This is a genomic window from Colwellia sp. BRX8-9, from assembly GCF_014077245.1.
Lineage (GTDB): Bacteria > Pseudomonadota > Gammaproteobacteria > Enterobacterales > Alteromonadaceae > Colwellia_A.
The window spans coordinates 87991-103105 of the sequence record NZ_JACGVN010000006.1; the positions used below are offsets into that span (position 1 = coordinate 87991).

Sequence of the window (15115 nt, forward strand, 5' to 3'; positions counted from 1 at the left end):
TTATGAGTAACGCTTTTGGGCAATTTCCTGCCCGCAGAATGCGCCGCATGCGCCGTGATGATTTTTCGCGTCGTTTAATGTCAGAAAATCAATTAACCGTTAATGATTTAATTTACCCGGTCTTTGTTCTTGATGGTGAAAATCAGCGCGAAGCTATAGCGTCTATGCCTGGCGTCGAACGTAAAAGTATTGATTTATTATTAGAAGAAGCGCAAGAACTGGTTGATTTAGGTATTCCTGCCATTGCTATATTTCCTGTCACTCCAGCAAATAAAAAGTCATTAATGGCTGAAGAAGCCTATAACCCTGAAGGGTTAGCTCAACGTACTGTTCGTGCACTAAAAGCAAAGTTTCCTGAATTAGGGGTAATAACCGATGTTGCTCTTGACCCTTTTACGACCCATGGACAAGATGGCATTCTTGGCATAAAGGGTAAAGATGAGGGTTACGTATTAAATGACATTACCAAAGAAATTTTAGTTAAGCAGGCGTTGTCTCATGCTCAAGCGGGTGCCGATGTGGTTGCCCCTTCAGATATGATGGATGGTCGTGTTGGGGCAATTCGTCAAGAATTAGAAAAACATGGTTTTGTAAACACGCGAATTTTAGCTTATTCAGCAAAATATGCTTCTAATTATTATGGTCCTTTTCGTGATGCTGTTGGCTCTGCAAGTAACATTAAAGGCGGTAATAAATTCTCATATCAAATGGACCCAGCAAACAGTGATGAAGCATTACATGAAGTTGCTCAAGACATCGCCGAAGGTGCAGATATGGTCATGGTAAAACCGGGTATGCCTTATTTAGATATTGTGCGCCGAGTTAAAGATACCTTTCAAGTGCCAACATATGCTTATCAGGTGAGTGGCGAATATGCAATGCACATGGCAGCCATTCAAAATGGCTGGTTAGCTGAAAAACCCTGTGTTATGGAAGGTTTGCTGGCTTTTAAACGTGCGGGCGCCGATGGTATTTTAACTTACTTTGCTAAAAAAGTGGCTTACTGGTTAAAAGAACAATAATGTGATCGCCCGATCTTAAGGGGCTTATTGTAAAAATCTTAATTTGCAATGCTATAAGTAGATAGTAAAAATATATAGGCAAACGACTTATTCTATTAGCTGAGCTATTTTAGCTGGTAGAATGGCTTGTTTAATTTTACTAAATCGAGCATGAATGCCCAGTCACAAACAGTCATTATTTTCACTGCATAGTGCGGTGTTACTTTTCGCTATATCGGGTCTTTTTGCTAAGTGGCTAAATATGCCAGCCAGCCATATTGTTTTTGGTCGTGCTGCTTTTGCCGCGGCAACTATTGCGCTTTTTGTTTTACTGATAAGAAAGCAGTCTCTAAAAGTTGAAAAGTCACTACTATTGCCACTTGCTTTTACTGGTTTGGTTTTAGCTTTTCATTGGGGCAGTTTCTTTTATGCTATTCAGGTATCAAGTGTCGCAATTGGCTTGATCACTTTTGCAACTTTCCCTGTTTTTGTTAGTTTCCTCGAACCTATGTTGTTTAAAGAAAAATTCCATTATAAGGCGTTATTGCAGGCTTTACTCACGGTTGTTGGTATCTTATTTATTCTACCACTTGACCATTTAAGTGCAGGGGATATCGATGGTGTTATATGGGGAATGACATCGGCGATGAGTTTTGCTTTGTTAACACTGTTAAATCGAAAGTTTGTTGCCAAAACATCGGCTAAAAAAGTGGCCTTCTATCAAAACGCTTGTGCCACGGTATGTTTATTACCCTTAATGTTTTTATATCCGATCACCATATCTTACCAACAGTTGTCGGTATTAATTATTTTAGGTGTTCTTTTCACGGCAGTTGCTCATACATTATTTAATCATTCTCTAAAGGTGGTTAAAGCGCAAACAGCAAGTATCGCAGTAAGTTTAGAGCCTATCTACGGTTCTATAGCCGCGTATTTTCTTTTAGGTGAACAAATAACGTTCATGATGGTGATTGGTGGCAGTATTGTTATTTTTACCAATCTTTGGGCATCTAAAACTAATAGCTAATGATCATTAAATATTGATATTTAAGTGTGTTATTGAGTTTTCCATAGCCGATATTAAACGATAAATGAAGGGTTATTTAAGAGCTTCTTGAGTCTCACAAAAGATGTTAAGTGATAAATGAAGCGTTGTTAAATGGGCACTTTCTTGGAGCAGTTCGTCAGCGATGAGTGGGTGTGCAGCAAGCCAAGTCGTTGGTAAACATAAATTGATAATATCATCACCCGTACTTTTAATAATAGCGGTTTGATAATCGGGCAAAGCATCATCTTTGCGGCGTCGACATAAAATGATGGCTAAACGTAAAATAACTAACAGGTAGCTTGCTTGCTGAAAATTTACTGCCGTTTGATTTTCTAGTAAATCGACATCAATATTACCTTTGTGTAACCGGACTAAGGTGACGAGTAATTGTCGTTCAATTTGATTAAATCCTGGTAAATCAGCGTGTTGTAATATGTAGGCACCATGATGCTGATGCTGCTTAAACTCTAATAACAAACCAATTTCATGTAATTCACAGGCAGCATTCAATAATGCTAAGCTGTTTTCTTCATCTAATGACCAAGTTTCCTTATAGGTGTGAAATAAACTTGTCGCTTGTCTTTGAATTCGTACGGAATGTTGATTATCAATATGAAATTTTTCAGTGAGAGAATTAATCGTACTCTGACGGATACTCATATCTACCCTTTTAGGCAGCATGCTGTAAAGTAAACCTTCACGTAAAGCACCACTTGATAACTGAATGTTCTCAATGTTGAAGCTTTCAATGACGGCAATTAAAATAGCGACGCCACTGGCTATAACGGGCGATCTTTCCTGGCTGAGTCCAGCAATCTTAATTTCACTGATGGTTTTACATTGTATTAACTGTTGTTGAATAGTCTGTAAGAAAAGCAGATTAACACCAGTACTCTTATGGTTAAATTGTTGCATTTCGGTCAGGGCTTGCATGGTGCCAGAGCCACTTAACACTAACTTCCAACCCGTTTCTTTAAAACGCTCAACCAAAGGAAATATTACTTTTTTTGCTGCAGCTATAGCAAGAGCAAAATTTTCAGCCGTTAATTTATTATCCGAGAAATAACGGCTATTAAAAGTGACACAGCCAATATCTAAGCTTTCGACTTGCTTAGTTACAAAACCATCACCTAAAATAAGCTCAGTACTTGCGCCGCCAATATCAATAACAAAGCGTTGTTTAGCACCACAACTGGTATGTGCCACCCCTAAATAAATATTTTTGGCTTCTTGTTTGCCACTGAGTAGCTTTATTTTTTGTCCCAAAATTTTATTAGCTTGTGTTAAAAACTCTTCACGATTTTTAGCAAGACGCAGGGTTGCTGTCGCGACAATACGGACGTTTTTTTGAGGAATATCTTGCAGCCGTTCAGCGAAAAAGCTTAAGCATTCAAGGCCTCGAGCAATCGCGGCTTGGCTGAGTTGGTTGTCTGAATTTAAACCGGAGGCTAAACGAACTTTACGTTTAACTTTATCAACCACCTGAACGCTATTAGCTAGCTGTCGGGTGATCAACATATGAAAGCTGTTTGAACCTAAATCGATCACCGCATAAAGAGGTGTGGAAATCTCAGTATGGGTGATCGTCATAGTCGTCTAGTGGCGACGCTGGTTGTTGCCACCCGTTCTGCCACGATTTTGTCCACCATTTTGAGGCTTATGGCGACGAGGACGAGGCTTAGGAGTAGGAAAATCAGTTAATAATGCATCTTGATTATATTTACTTACCGGTAAGGCATGTTCAATATAGGTTTCGATAGGAGGTAAGTTAAAAACATAGCCTTCACATGCGAAACTAATTGCATGACCTGTTGCACCAGCACGGCCAGTACGGCCTATACGATGTACATAATCTTCACAATCATCTGGTAAATCATAATTAAATACATGACTTACGCTAGGAATATGTAAACCGCGTGCGGCTACATCAGTGGCAACTAAGATATCTAGTTCACCGGCACTAAATTGCTCAAGAATCTTTAAACGTTTCTTCTGAGGTACATCGCCAGTTAATAAACCAACGCGGATGTTATCAATTTCTAAATGTGAATAAACTTTTTCACAAACATGCTTAGTATTGGCAAAGATGATCGCTTTTTCAGGCCATTCTTCTTCAATTAATGTTTGTAACAAAGCCATTTTATCTTCGTTAGAAGGATAAAATAATTCTTCAGAAATTCGAGTGTTTGTTTTTTGTTCTGGCGCGATTTCAACACTTTCTGGCTCATTCATGTGTTCAAATGCAAGTTCTTTTACACGAAAAGATAAGGTTGCTGAAAATAACATGCTTAAACGTGCTGTAGCGGCAGGCATACGATTAAACATATATCTGATATCTTTAATGAAGCCTAGATCAAACATACGATCGGCTTCATCAAGCACAACAACTTCGATATTGTTTAGGTTATAAATACCTTGTTTCATATAATCGAGCAAACGACCACAGGTACCAATAAGAATATCTACACCAGCTTCAAGCTCTAAGCGTTGGCTTTCATAGCCTTCACCACCATAAACTACGCCTAAGCGTAAGCCAGTGCTTTTTGCCATTTCTTTAGCATCACGGTGAATTTGTACGGCTAATTCACGTGTTGGTGCCATGATTAAGGCACGAGGTTGATTATGCTTTGGATCTGGTTTTTGTAATAAGTGATGAAAGGTTGCAGCTAAAAAGGCGATTGTTTTACCTTCGCCTGTTTGTGCTTGGCCTGCAATATCAGTACCTTTCAATAAAATGGGTAAAGATTGCTCTTGAATTGAAGTGCAATACTCAAAGCCCATAGCGTCAAGACCTGCGACAACTTTAGTGTCGAGGTTAAGTTCTGAGAACTTAGTTTCAGTTAAGTGTGTTTTATTCATGCGCACAGCTTAACAGGTTATATAGTTAATAAAAAACGGTATCGAGTAAATGTATTCATAAATACTCAATTAATGTTAGAAATAGCCAACAGTTATAAGATCAAAGTTGGTAATTCATAATGATGGCGTTATAATCCCCACCAATTGGCAAAATGCCACCATTTAACGGAGATAGAAATGAGCGATAGAATTGTTCAGTTAACAGACGACAGTTTTGATACTGACGTAATTACCGCCTCAGGCCTTATATTAGTCGATTTTTGGGCTGAATGGTGTGGTCCTTGTAAAATGATCGCACCTTTATTAAATGACATTGCAGAAGAATATGCAGGTCAAGTAACTGTTGGTAAATTAAATATCGATCAAAACTCAATTACTCCACCTAAATACGGTATTCGTGGTATTCCTACGTTATTGTTATTTAAAGATGGCGCAGTCGCTGATACTAAGGTTGGCGCTTTATCTAAAACTCAATTAAAAGAGTTTATTGATAATAATTTATAAGTTTTCATAAAAAGGTTCGTATTTACGAGCCTTTTTTGTATATATTAGCTTATTAATTAAAGAAGAAAGCCATAGATCAAATTTTGATCCTTTACCTGATTAAATTTTAGTGCTAAATTTAGCTTTCTAATGAACCACATTTCAAACCAAACTCCAATTTCAATGATGCCAACAGGCAAACTCACTTCAATATAAATAGTTAAAGAACCCCACTATGAACCTGATCGAACTTAAAGAAAAACCAATAAGCGAACTTGTCGAGCTTGCCGCATCTATGAAGCTTGATAATTTAGGCCGCAATCGTAAACAAGACATAATTTTTGCTATATTAAATGCTCATGCCGAAAACGATAATGATATTTTTGGTGGCGGTGTTCTAGAAATTTTACAAGACGGCTTTGGTTTTTTGCGTTCTTCAGATTCCTCATATTTAGCAGGACCTGATGATATTTATGTTTCACCGAGTCAAATTCGCCGTTTCAGTATGCGAACGGGTGATACTATTCACGGAAAAATCCGTCCACCTAAAAAAGGTGAACGTTATTTCGCGTTATTAAAAGTAGCAGAAGTTAATTTCGACAAGCCAGAAAATGTTCGCAACAAAATACTCTTTGAAAATTTAACCCCAATCCATCCTGATGAACGTTTAATCATGGAACGTGGTAATGGTTCAACTGAAGATATTACCGCACGTGTTTTAGATTTGGCTTCTCCAATTGGTAAAGGGCAACGTGGTTTAATTGTTGCTCCACCAAAAGCGGGTAAAACATTATTACTTCAAAACATTGCGCAAAGTATTGCTCATAACCATCCTGATGCCGAGTTAATGGTATTGCTTATCGATGAACGTCCGGAAGAAGTGACAGAGATGCAGCGCTTGGTAAAAGGCGAAGTCATTGCATCAACGTTCGATGAACCAGCAAACCGCCATGTACAAGTAGCTGAAATGGTTATTGAAAAGGCTAAGCGTTTAGTTGAGCATAAAAAAGATGTTGTTATTCTACTTGACTCAATTACACGTTTAGCTCGAGCTTATAACACGGTTATTCCATCATCTGGTAAAATTCTTACCGGTGGTGTTGACGCCAATGCTTTACACCGTCCAAAACGCTTTTTTGGTGCCGCGCGTAATATTGAGCACGGTGGTAGTTTAACGATTATCGCGACAGCTCTAGTAGAAACCGGCTCTAAAATGGACGAAGTTATTTACGAAGAGTTTAAAGGTACCGGTAACATGGAATTACACCTTTCTCGTAAAGTGTCTGAAAAGCGTGTTTTCCCAGCGATTAATATTAATCGTAGTGGTACTCGTCGTGAAGAATTGATCACTAAACCTGCAGAATTACAGAAAATGTGGATTTTACGTAAAATTGTTCATGAAATGGACGAAGTTGGTGCAATTGAATTCCTCATCGACAAACTAGCAATGACTAAAACGAATAACGAATTTTTTGATTCTATGAAACGTAAATAGTTTATTGGTCGCTTATTCACATCCGTGTGATTGCGACATACCGTACATCCTGTACATAAACGCCAGTGTTAGCAATAACAGCTGGCGTTTTTGCTTAAAACACTGTCAAACTATTAAGCGGATGAGTGATTTAAATTTATGAAATATAGTGACTTAAGAGACTTTATAAAACAGTTGGAAAAAATAGGCCAGCTCAAGCGTATTTCCCAGCCTATTTCTACAGATTTAACGATGACCGAAATCAGTGACCGTACGCTACGTGCTGAGGGGCCAGCGTTATTATTTGAAAACCCCGTCGACAAAAATGGTGTACCACATGGCATGCCAGTACTAACTAATTTATTTGGTACGCCTGATCGTGTTGCCTTGGCTATGGGACAACCTGATGTGCGTGCTTTACGTGATGTTGGTAAATTACTTGCCATGTTAAAAGAGCCTGAACCTCCTAAAGGTTTTCGAGACGCGATAAGTAAAATCCCGGTTTATAAGCAAGTCTTAAATATGCCGGTAAAAATGATTAAAAAGCCGTTGTGTCAGCAAGTTATTATTGAGGGTGCCGATGTAGATTTAAATAAACTACCTATTCAAAAATGTTGGCCAGGTGATGTTGCTCCTTTAATTACTTGGGGGTTAACGGTTACACGAGGTCCCCATAAAGAACGTCAAAATTTAGGTATTTATCGACAGCAATTAATCAGTAAAAATAAAATTATTATGCGTTGGTTATCACATCGTGGTGGTGCATTAGATTTTCAAGAATTTAAGCAAACCAATCCAGGTGAAAAATACCCTATTTCTGTTGCTTTAGGTGCAGATCCTGCCACTATTTTAGGCGCGGTAACGCCTGTTCCTGATACTTTATCAGAGTACGCTTTTGCTGGATTACTACGTGGTGCTAAAACAGAAGTGGCAAAATGTATTAGTAACGATTTAGAAGTACCGGCGACGGCTGAGATTATTTTAGAAGGTTATCTAGACCCCGCTGAAGTTGCTCCAGAAGGACCATACGGCGATCATACCGGTTACTATAATGAAGTTGATAACTTCCCTGTGATGACGGTAACCCATATTACTCATCGTAAAGACCCCATTTATCACAGTACTTATACTGGCCGTCCACCGGATGAACCCGCCATTTTAGGTGTGGCATTAAATGAAGTGTTTGTGCCTATTTTACAGAAACAATTTCCTGAAATTCAGGATTTCTATTTACCACCCGAAGGATGTTCATATCGTTTGGCGATTGTTACTATTAAAAAGCAATATGCCGGACATGCAAAACGCGTAATGATGGGTGTTTGGTCTTTCCTACGTCAATTTATGTATACTAAGTTCGTTATTGTTTGTGATGATGATATTAATGCTCGTGATTGGAAAGATGTAATTTGGGCAATGACCACGCGGATGGATCCAAGTCGAGATACAGTATTAATTGAAAACACACCGATTGATTATTTAGACTTTGCATCTCCTGTGTCTGGTTTAGGTTCAAAAATGGGTATGGATGCAACAAATAAATGGCCAGGTGAAACAAATCGCGAATGGGGTGAACCTATCGTGATGACCGAAGAAGTTAAAACAGATGTTGATAATATTTGGGATGAACTTAATATATTTCCAACAACTGATAAAAAGAATTAGTAACTGTTATCCTGAACATGTTTTAGGATCTGAATAATGAAAGGTTTAAATAAATGAATAAAATTAAGTGTCAGGTAGAATCATTAACATCTCTGACAGAGTTTGTTTATAAAGTGCTATTAAAGCCAAGTGAGCAAATCGATTTTCAAGCCGGCCAATACTTAAATTTTGTGATGAGTGAGGATGATAAACGTCCTTTCTCTATTGCCAGTGCACCCAATGCTGAATTAATTGAACTACAAATTGGTGCTTCAGGTGCTGACAGTTACCCAATGCAAGTTATTGAACATATTAAAGCCAATAATACCGTTACTGTAGAAATGCCACTAGGCAATGCGCAGCTGCGCAGTGAAAGCGAACGTCCGCTTTTACTTTTGGCGGGTGGTACAGGGTTTTCTTATATAAAATCTATGTATGAATTGTTAGCGTCACAAAGGTCATCGCGAAAGATTACTGTTTATTGGGGTTTGCGTGATCAAAGTGCTTGTTATGAACTAGAAAAAACAGCTAAAATTATTGCAGGTCTAGAAAATGGTACTTTTCACCCGGTGGTAGAGAACCCTGATGACAATTGGCAAGGTCAAGTTGGCATGGTTCACCACGTTGTGATGAAAGATATTAAAAATTTAGCCGATTATGATATTTATTTGGCCGGACGTTTTGATATGGTAGGCGCAGTTCGCACCGACTTTTTAGCGCAAGGAGCCTTAGTTGAACATATGTTTGCTGATGCTTTTGCCTATATTTAATATTAGATAAAGTTTTTAAATGAATAACCGATAAAGCCATCATACCGATGGCTTTTATTATTGAAGAGTAAAATTAATGAGTAAAAATAAACAGGGTCAAGTATTGCAAAATACTTTAGCAACAGACTTAGGACGAGGGAAAATCAAAGATAATTTTTTCGCGGCTCTTGTCACATCGAAAGTTTATAAACTGCAGGTGGTGCAGGCTAAAAAAGGTAAAGGTTCATTCAAACGTAGCAACAAACATCAAGGTAGAGAACCTTATTTAATGAATGCTTAGTACGTTAGTATTTATTAAATAGGGCTTTGTGAAGATAGTCATCATGGCGTAGGTGCCGATGACTATTTTATTTTTTATAATGACTGACTAGATTAAGTGGCTATTTATTCGCGATTCTATTGATACTTAAACCATCAATTAAAAAGCCATGACTCGCTAACCAAGTTGATGCATCTTTAGCATTGGTAAACACTTGCCGTTCATAAGACGCATCAGTATGGGGTATTAGCCTTTCTAATTGCATTTCTTTGGCTGCGCTCTTTGTGTAAATATGACAATCTTTGCTGCAACCATTGTCCTTGAACCACTGGCAATGTTCTTCAATATGTTTATCAATTGCAGGAACACCTAACTCCCAATCCTCAAAAGAAGAAACAATAGCCCAAGGACTACCTTTAAGCGGGCTCGCTTTAGCACGAAACTCTTTAACATAAGCAATAATAGCTTCTTCGTTCCAAGTGCCAGAAAACCATTGCACAACAACATTGCCACGAACTTCAATTTTCCATTCTCCGTGAATGCTAAACATAATAGGCCTCTTTTATTTGCTTTTGATATAATGTGCTTAAGCTGAAAATATTTTTAGATTGAGTCTTTTAATATACTTTGTGGGCTAGCAACAAATATTTGATAGGGTAAAGGCTCAGCCAGTAAACTTTCGTCAACAGTAAACTCAACGAAGCCACTTTTAGTAAAAAAGTGAGTGAGATCATCTATCGCCACTTTTTCAGTTTGCAAATCAGCCGCTTGATAATAAGCTTTAATACCTTCATCCTCACATTCATCGGCATCAACAAAGAGATGCATTGGCATACTTAAGACCGTAATAGATTGAGCCTTTTGATGATGTTTAACAATTTCTTTAAGCAGGTATTGCCCAATCGCTTGTTTACGATATTGTGGCAGAACACTGATCGCTTCAAGTAAAATATGTGTTTTAGCTTTTTTGGTCTCAGCAGTAATGCTTAATTGTTCACATAAGCCTTGTTCAAGGTTTTGGCCTTTAAAATAAAGGTTAAGTGGAATTTCCCAGTCAGTATCTTCGTTGGCTAATAAAGTATAAGAGCCAACAGCATCACGGTGTTTATTGAGGGTGATTAGCTCAATTTCAGCTTTAGCAATAATATCGCCTTGCTCGTTTTTTACATTGATTTCTTGGCATAATTGCCAATCAAAAGCACCGGCAATTTCAGGTTTTCTAAAGTCGACTGTTAAATTCATTTTTGTTCGTTTCCGTTATTTATAACTAAGGTATTATTGTTAAAGCTGCCAATTTGACCTAAAGCTTTATTTAATACTTGATTGGCTTTTTTATATTCGCCTTGCTGCTCTAATACTTGAGAAAAATTCAGCAGATCAATAACATCATATTGTGTACCTGCTAAATTAATTAGGCTATTAAAGGCTTTTTCTGCCATCGGCAGTTGTTGAGATTTTGCGGCTAAATTAGCTAAACAACTTAACCATTTTCCGCTGTGAGGATCATTATGTAACTGTTTTTGAACGGCACTGATTAATTCATCAGTCGCCGAAATAGGTAGCTGGCGAATATTCTTTAAAAAAGTATCGTCTGCGCCTTTTTTAATCACGGGTAATAATATTTTATTGAGTGGTTCAGTGATCTTATGCTCGGCTAATACTTGACAATAAGCCCAGAGAATAACTTCATTATGTTTTAATTTTCGAGTAAGTTTGTGCCACCGCTGTGCCAATGAATCGTTATTTTCTTTGCGTATTGTTTCATTAAAAGCACCATAGAAAGCGCTTGCTTCCCATAATGCTATTTTTTCATTCGTAATAGTTTTTTGTTTACGGGCTGAAACAAGTTGCTCTATCACATAATCAAAACGTTTTTCTTGCAAGCTTAAGATGATCTCTAAGCTTAATAACCTTGCATCATGACCAATTTGTTTGTGATGTTTATCAATAATACCCCGTGCCTGTGCAAAGTCTTCCTGAGAGATTAATAACTTAATCGTCACGAGTACTGATTCTAAACCAGAGCCTTTAACGCCATTGTCTTCTTGTGCTAATAAAGCTAAGTAGTGATTAGTGTTTGATCGCAGCGATTGTTTCGACGATGCTGCAGCAGCCAATAGATAAGACGTATGAGTAAATCTTGAGGGTTCAGCCGCTTTAGCAAACAAATGCTCTGCTTGTTGGTTGTCTTCAAGAATAAAAGCAGCAATGCCGCGATTAAAGTCCCTTAAACCTCGACGGCGATTAGCAAAAGCAATTTTGTTCCAGCCGCCAAAACCCAAACGTAGACTGCCACGCACAAGTGTCATCGATAACCCTAAGGCGATAAATAATAGCGTTAACATAATACATGCCATTACTACGGTTGATTCTATGGTTAAATCGCCCATCGCAATTAAGATATAACCTTTTTCATTTATTAGTAGTGGGCTAATAGCAACCGCAGCAAAAAATATTAATATCCACAGTATTAATTTTTTCATTATAAGGCCTCATTCGTGCTGTTAGGCTGCACTTTTGACTCTTGTGGTGCAACTTCTTCAGGTGGTGTTTGAGATGAGCCATTTAGGGCTTTTTCTTTGCCCTCGGGTAATTTATCAGGCATTACTTGAGGCGTTAATTGTTCAAGTGTTGGTTTTAAAGGCGTTTCTGCTAGCACTTTACTCATCGCTTTTAGCGATAAAAGCGTACTGGGGTAATCATAAGTGATTATCTTACCTTTTAGTTTTTGAATAGCTTGATAAAAGCTTTGATTTTCAACTTTTTGCATATCAAAATATTCTGTTAACCATAGTTGAATGTCATTTAAGGTTTGATTATAAATTTTCTGTTTTTTCTCTGTCACTGCCCACTGAGCTAATTGTAACTTTAAGCTAAGGTTCTCAATAAGGTTTTGTTGATGTTGTGGCGACATTAATGGTTTTACATTACCACTACTTCTGCGGACAGTAATAAAATCTGCAAGAATTTTTTGCCATGTTTTAGCGAGGTTTTCTCGCCAATCATTGGTGCTTTCAGATAATGTGAAATCACTGCTCTTGTTGTCATTATCTGGAATTTTAACCATAGCCAAGGGTAAGTTTGCCAGTTGATGACTCATCGCCATTAAGGTCATAACGGTTTCTTCGTTGTCTACAACAGGTATTAATGTTAACTGTGCGATGTCTTGACGAATTAATTGACGAATAGGTAAAAACTGCGGATCTTTAAGTTCTTTGAGACGCATATCCGCATCTTGTAACAAGCCAATTGCAGCTCTTGTATCTTGCTCTAGCCACATCGTGCGAGTGGCAATACGAATAAGGTACTCTGCTTCGTGTAATAACCAATCACTGGGTTGATTTTGTGATAATCGTTCAACAGTCTTTTCAAGTTGAGCGATTTTAACTTGGCTGTCTGTTGTTATTGTTGCAATCTCACGGTTTAAGCGCTGTGAAAACATGGTTTGTTGCTGAGCAAATAACTGCTTAACTTTTTGCTCACTACTGGCCAAACTTTGTTGGGTTTTTTGCTCACTAGTGGCTAAAATTTGCTGAGTTTGTTGTAAAAACTCTGCTTTGCTCTGGGCTTGTTGTTGTATATCCCAGTAATATAAACCGCCGACACCAACACTTGCTGCTAAAGCTATGATTAAGGAAACTACGGCAGTCTTAGATAATTTTTGTTTATTCATTTTTGTATCATTCGCCACCGGTGATTTAGCTTTTTTTTCCGAGGTTTTAATGGCTGGTTTTTTCTCATTAACCACAGCGGAGGCTTTATTTTTTTCGGGGGACTTCTGTTCTTCACTCGAGGATGCTGTTGTCGCTGACGCTAGTGAAATAGAAGTTGAAAAACCTTGCTCTGACTTTTCGTCAGTCGCTTTTGTTTCTGAAGTATTTGACTCGTTTAGCTTTTTATCAGTCATTATTTTTTCCATATGAAGTGATTGCACTAAGCATGGCTTGATCATTAGCACCGTTAGCATTAATGATATTGAGTAATCCTAGTTGTTTCGCTTGTTCGGCAATGCGCTCACTAGCGACAATCCATAAACAAGTAGTTTGCCAATAACTCTCTGAATGCTTTATTAAGTGTACTATGCTTTCTAGCAAAGCGTTACTGGTTATGACAATACAATTTATTCGCTGATTTCGCCATTGTTGAACCTGTTTTTGCGTGACGGGAAGCCAGACTTTTTTATAGCTTTCTAAATAGTGAACTTTGGCGCCTCGCAAGGTGAGTTGCTGGGCAATATGCTCTCGACCACCGTCACCACGAACAATAATAATGGTTTCGCCACTGATTGTTTTTTCATCAAGTATATTAAGTGTTAATAAACCTTCACTGGTATGAAGTTCAGGGGAAACAGCACTAAGCCCTTTTGCTTTTAAAGCGTTTAGTGTTGCGCTACCGATAGCAATAATGCGTTTTTGTTGCCATTGAGAAAAATCAACAGCACAATGAGCAAACTCAACCGCAGCGACACTAACAAAAATAACAATGGCTTGCGGATATTGTTTGATGAGCTTTTTAGTGGTGATTTTACAAGCAAGTGATTGATAGTCAAAGAACGGTTGGCAGTGACTGTCAATGCCGATACTTTTTAACTGTTGCGCTAAAGCACGTCCTACTTTTTCAGGACGTGTGATTAAAACGTGTGTGTTACTGTTGTGCATAAACCTGACGCAATATTCTATCAGCGCCTTTTTCAAGGAGTTGCTCAGCCAGTGTATTACCTAGTTGTTCAGCATTTTTACTATCACCAGTTATTTCACTGGTCAGTATTTCACTACCGTCAGTTGCGCCCACTAAACCACGTAAAAAAACTTGGCCATTGTTTTGAATAACAGCGTAGCTCCCAATAGGGACCTGGCAACCACCTTCTAAAGCGCGGTTCATCGCTCGTTCTGCTAACACCCGAATACGGGTAGTTTCACAACCTAATGGCGCAAGTAAAGCTTTAAGGGTTTCATCGTTCGTTCTACATTCAATTCCGACAGCACCTTGTCCGTTTGCTGGCAACATGACCTCGGGTTCAATAAACTCTTGAATTCGCTCAGGCATCGCCAAACGTATTAATCCGGCTGCGGCAAGTATAATGGCATCATATTCGCCATTATCTAATTTTTTTAAACGGGTATTTACGTTACCGCGCAAATCACGAATGTCTAAATCTGGGCGCATGGCTTTAATTTGGCATTGACGACGTAAACTTGAGGTACCAACAACAGCACCCTGTGGCAGTTCGGCTAAACTGTTAATGGTGTTGGAGACGAAGGCATCACGAGGGTCTTCACGAGGACAAATTACTTCTAAGCCTAGCCCTTCAGGAAATTCTACGGGGACATCTTTCATTGAATGAACCGCGATGTCAGCACGGTCTTCTAACATGGCAACTTCGAGTTCTTTAACAAATAAACCTTTACCACCGACTTTAGCTAAAGGTGTATCTAAAATAATATCGCCTTTGGTGGTCATGGGAACAAGTTCAACAATAATGCCAGCGTGGAAATGCTCTAATTGTGCTTTTACATATTCGGCTTGCCATAAAGCGAGTGCACTTTTACGTGTGGCAATGCGTACGGTTGTTGTGCTCAT

Annotated in this window: 15 protein-coding genes; 7 read left to right on the plus strand and 8 right to left on the minus strand. The window is 38.4% G+C overall.

What is annotated here, in order from left to right:
• Positions 1 to 2 precede the first annotated feature (2 nt).
• Entirely contained in the window at positions 3 to 1022 is a 1020-nt protein-coding gene (hemB, locus tag H4J70_RS06850) for a porphobilinogen synthase (RefSeq protein WP_070375340.1), read from the plus strand.
• Between the two features lie 154 nt (positions 1023 to 1176).
• The gene (locus H4J70_RS06855; RefSeq protein WP_182221386.1) at positions 1177 to 2028 is read left to right on the plus strand and encodes a DMT family transporter; all 852 of its coding nucleotides are present in this window, start codon (positions 1177 to 1179) and stop codon (positions 2026 to 2028) included.
• Between the two features lie 72 nt (positions 2029 to 2100).
• Here the strand turns inward: H4J70_RS06855 and H4J70_RS06860 are convergent, their stop codons facing one another.
• Both H4J70_RS06860 and rhlB read right to left on the minus strand, forming a co-directional pair.
• A complete protein-coding gene (locus tag H4J70_RS06860) occupies positions 2101 to 3639 on the minus strand; it encodes a guanosine-5'-triphosphate,3'-diphosphate pyrophosphatase (RefSeq protein ID WP_182230310.1) in 1539 nt (512 codons plus the stop codon).
• Between the two features lie 6 nt (positions 3640 to 3645).
• A complete protein-coding gene (rhlB, locus tag H4J70_RS06865) occupies positions 3646 to 4908 on the minus strand; it encodes an ATP-dependent RNA helicase RhlB (RefSeq protein ID WP_070375343.1) in 1263 nt (420 codons plus the stop codon).
• A gap of 177 nt (positions 4909 to 5085) precedes the next feature.
• Between rhlB and trxA the strand changes: the two genes are divergently transcribed.
• The 5 genes from trxA (at position 5086) to arfA (ending at position 9556) form a co-directional block, all read left to right on the plus strand.
• Positions 5086 to 5412 (plus strand): thioredoxin TrxA, encoded by a 327-nt coding sequence (gene trxA, locus H4J70_RS06870; protein WP_070375344.1) that lies wholly within the window; start codon positions 5086 to 5088, stop codon positions 5410 to 5412.
• Between the two features lie 214 nt (positions 5413 to 5626).
• Entirely contained in the window at positions 5627 to 6886 is a 1260-nt protein-coding gene (rho, locus tag H4J70_RS06875; protein WP_070375345.1) for a transcription termination factor Rho, read from the plus strand.
• 138 nt (positions 6887 to 7024) lie between these two features.
• Positions 7025 to 8527: a 4-hydroxy-3-polyprenylbenzoate decarboxylase gene (ubiD, locus tag H4J70_RS06880; protein ID WP_070375346.1), complete on the plus strand. Its 1503-nt coding sequence runs from the start codon at positions 7025 to 7027 to the stop codon at positions 8525 to 8527.
• A 53-nt stretch (positions 8528 to 8580) separates the two neighbouring features.
• A complete protein-coding gene (gene fre / locus H4J70_RS06885) occupies positions 8581 to 9276 on the plus strand; it encodes an NAD(P)H-flavin reductase (RefSeq protein ID WP_070375347.1) in 696 nt (231 codons plus the stop codon).
• Between the two features lie 76 nt (positions 9277 to 9352).
• Positions 9353 to 9556, plus strand: a complete 204-nt coding sequence (arfA, locus tag H4J70_RS06890; protein ID WP_070375348.1) for an alternative ribosome rescue factor ArfA — start codon at positions 9353 to 9355, stop codon at positions 9554 to 9556.
• Positions 9557 to 9656: 100 nt separating this feature from the next.
• Here arfA and H4J70_RS06895 read toward each other — a convergent pair whose 3' ends face one another.
• The 6 genes from H4J70_RS06895 to hemC are packed head-to-tail and all read right to left on the minus strand — an operon-like array spanning position 9657 to position 15115.
• Positions 9657 to 10085, minus strand: a complete 429-nt coding sequence (locus H4J70_RS06895) for a hypothetical protein (protein ID WP_182217170.1) — start codon at positions 10083 to 10085, stop codon at positions 9657 to 9659.
• A 53-nt stretch (positions 10086 to 10138) separates the two neighbouring features.
• A complete protein-coding gene (locus H4J70_RS06900) occupies positions 10139 to 10777 on the minus strand; it encodes a hypothetical protein (protein ID WP_182230311.1) in 639 nt (212 codons plus the stop codon).
• Positions 10774 to 12018 carry a heme biosynthesis HemY N-terminal domain-containing protein gene (locus H4J70_RS06905; RefSeq protein ID WP_182230312.1) on the minus strand — a complete coding sequence of 415 codons (1245 nt, stop codon included), beginning with the start codon at positions 12016 to 12018 and terminating at the stop codon, positions 10774 to 10776. Before H4J70_RS06905 ends, H4J70_RS06900 begins: the two co-directional genes overlap by 4 nt.
• Positions 12018 to 13442: a uroporphyrinogen-III C-methyltransferase gene (locus tag H4J70_RS06910; RefSeq protein ID WP_182230313.1), complete on the minus strand. Its 1425-nt coding sequence runs from the start codon at positions 13440 to 13442 to the stop codon at positions 12018 to 12020. Before H4J70_RS06910 ends, H4J70_RS06905 begins: the two co-directional genes overlap by 1 nt.
• Positions 13435 to 14193 carry a uroporphyrinogen-III synthase gene (locus tag H4J70_RS06915; RefSeq protein ID WP_182221380.1) on the minus strand — a complete coding sequence of 253 codons (759 nt, stop codon included), beginning with the start codon at positions 14191 to 14193 and terminating at the stop codon, positions 13435 to 13437. The genes H4J70_RS06910 and H4J70_RS06915 overlap by 8 nt, the downstream gene beginning before the upstream one ends.
• On the minus strand, positions 14180 to 15115 hold the full coding sequence (hemC, locus tag H4J70_RS06920) for a hydroxymethylbilane synthase (RefSeq protein WP_182230314.1): 936 nt from the start codon (positions 15113 to 15115) through the stop codon (positions 14180 to 14182). Before hemC ends, H4J70_RS06915 begins: the two co-directional genes overlap by 14 nt.

Coding starts and splice junctions, on each gene's coding strand:
- hemB (WP_070375340.1), top strand. CDS start 3: ATGAGTAACGCTTTTGGGCAATTTCCTGCCCGCAGAATGCGCCGCATG.
- H4J70_RS06855 (WP_182221386.1), top strand. CDS start 1,177: ATGCCCAGTCACAAACAGTCATTATTTTCACTGCATAGTGCGGTGTTA.
- H4J70_RS06860 (WP_182230310.1), bottom strand. CDS start 3,639: ATGACGATCACCCATACTGAGATTTCCACACCTCTTTATGCGGTGATC.
- rhlB (WP_070375343.1), bottom strand. CDS start 4,908: ATGAATAAAACACACTTAACTGAAACTAAGTTCTCAGAACTTAACCTC.
- trxA (WP_070375344.1), top strand. CDS start 5,086: ATGAGCGATAGAATTGTTCAGTTAACAGACGACAGTTTTGATACTGAC.
- rho (WP_070375345.1), top strand. CDS start 5,627: ATGAACCTGATCGAACTTAAAGAAAAACCAATAAGCGAACTTGTCGAG.
- ubiD (WP_070375346.1), top strand. CDS start 7,025: ATGAAATATAGTGACTTAAGAGACTTTATAAAACAGTTGGAAAAAATA.
- fre (WP_070375347.1), top strand. CDS start 8,581: ATGAATAAAATTAAGTGTCAGGTAGAATCATTAACATCTCTGACAGAG.
- arfA (WP_070375348.1), top strand. CDS start 9,353: ATGAGTAAAAATAAACAGGGTCAAGTATTGCAAAATACTTTAGCAACA.
- H4J70_RS06895 (WP_182217170.1), bottom strand. CDS start 10,085: ATGTTTAGCATTCACGGAGAATGGAAAATTGAAGTTCGTGGCAATGTT.
- H4J70_RS06900 (WP_182230311.1), bottom strand. CDS start 10,777: ATGAATTTAACAGTCGACTTTAGAAAACCTGAAATTGCCGGTGCTTTT.
- H4J70_RS06905 (WP_182230312.1), bottom strand. CDS start 12,018: ATGAAAAAATTAATACTGTGGATATTAATATTTTTTGCTGCGGTTGCT.
- H4J70_RS06910 (WP_182230313.1), bottom strand. CDS start 13,442: ATGACTGATAAAAAGCTAAACGAGTCAAATACTTCAGAAACAAAAGCG.
- H4J70_RS06915 (WP_182221380.1), bottom strand. CDS start 14,193: ATGCACAACAGTAACACACACGTTTTAATCACACGTCCTGAAAAAGTA.
- hemC (WP_182230314.1), bottom strand. CDS start 15,115: ATGAGCACAACAACCGTACGCATTGCCACACGTAAAAGTGCACTCGCT.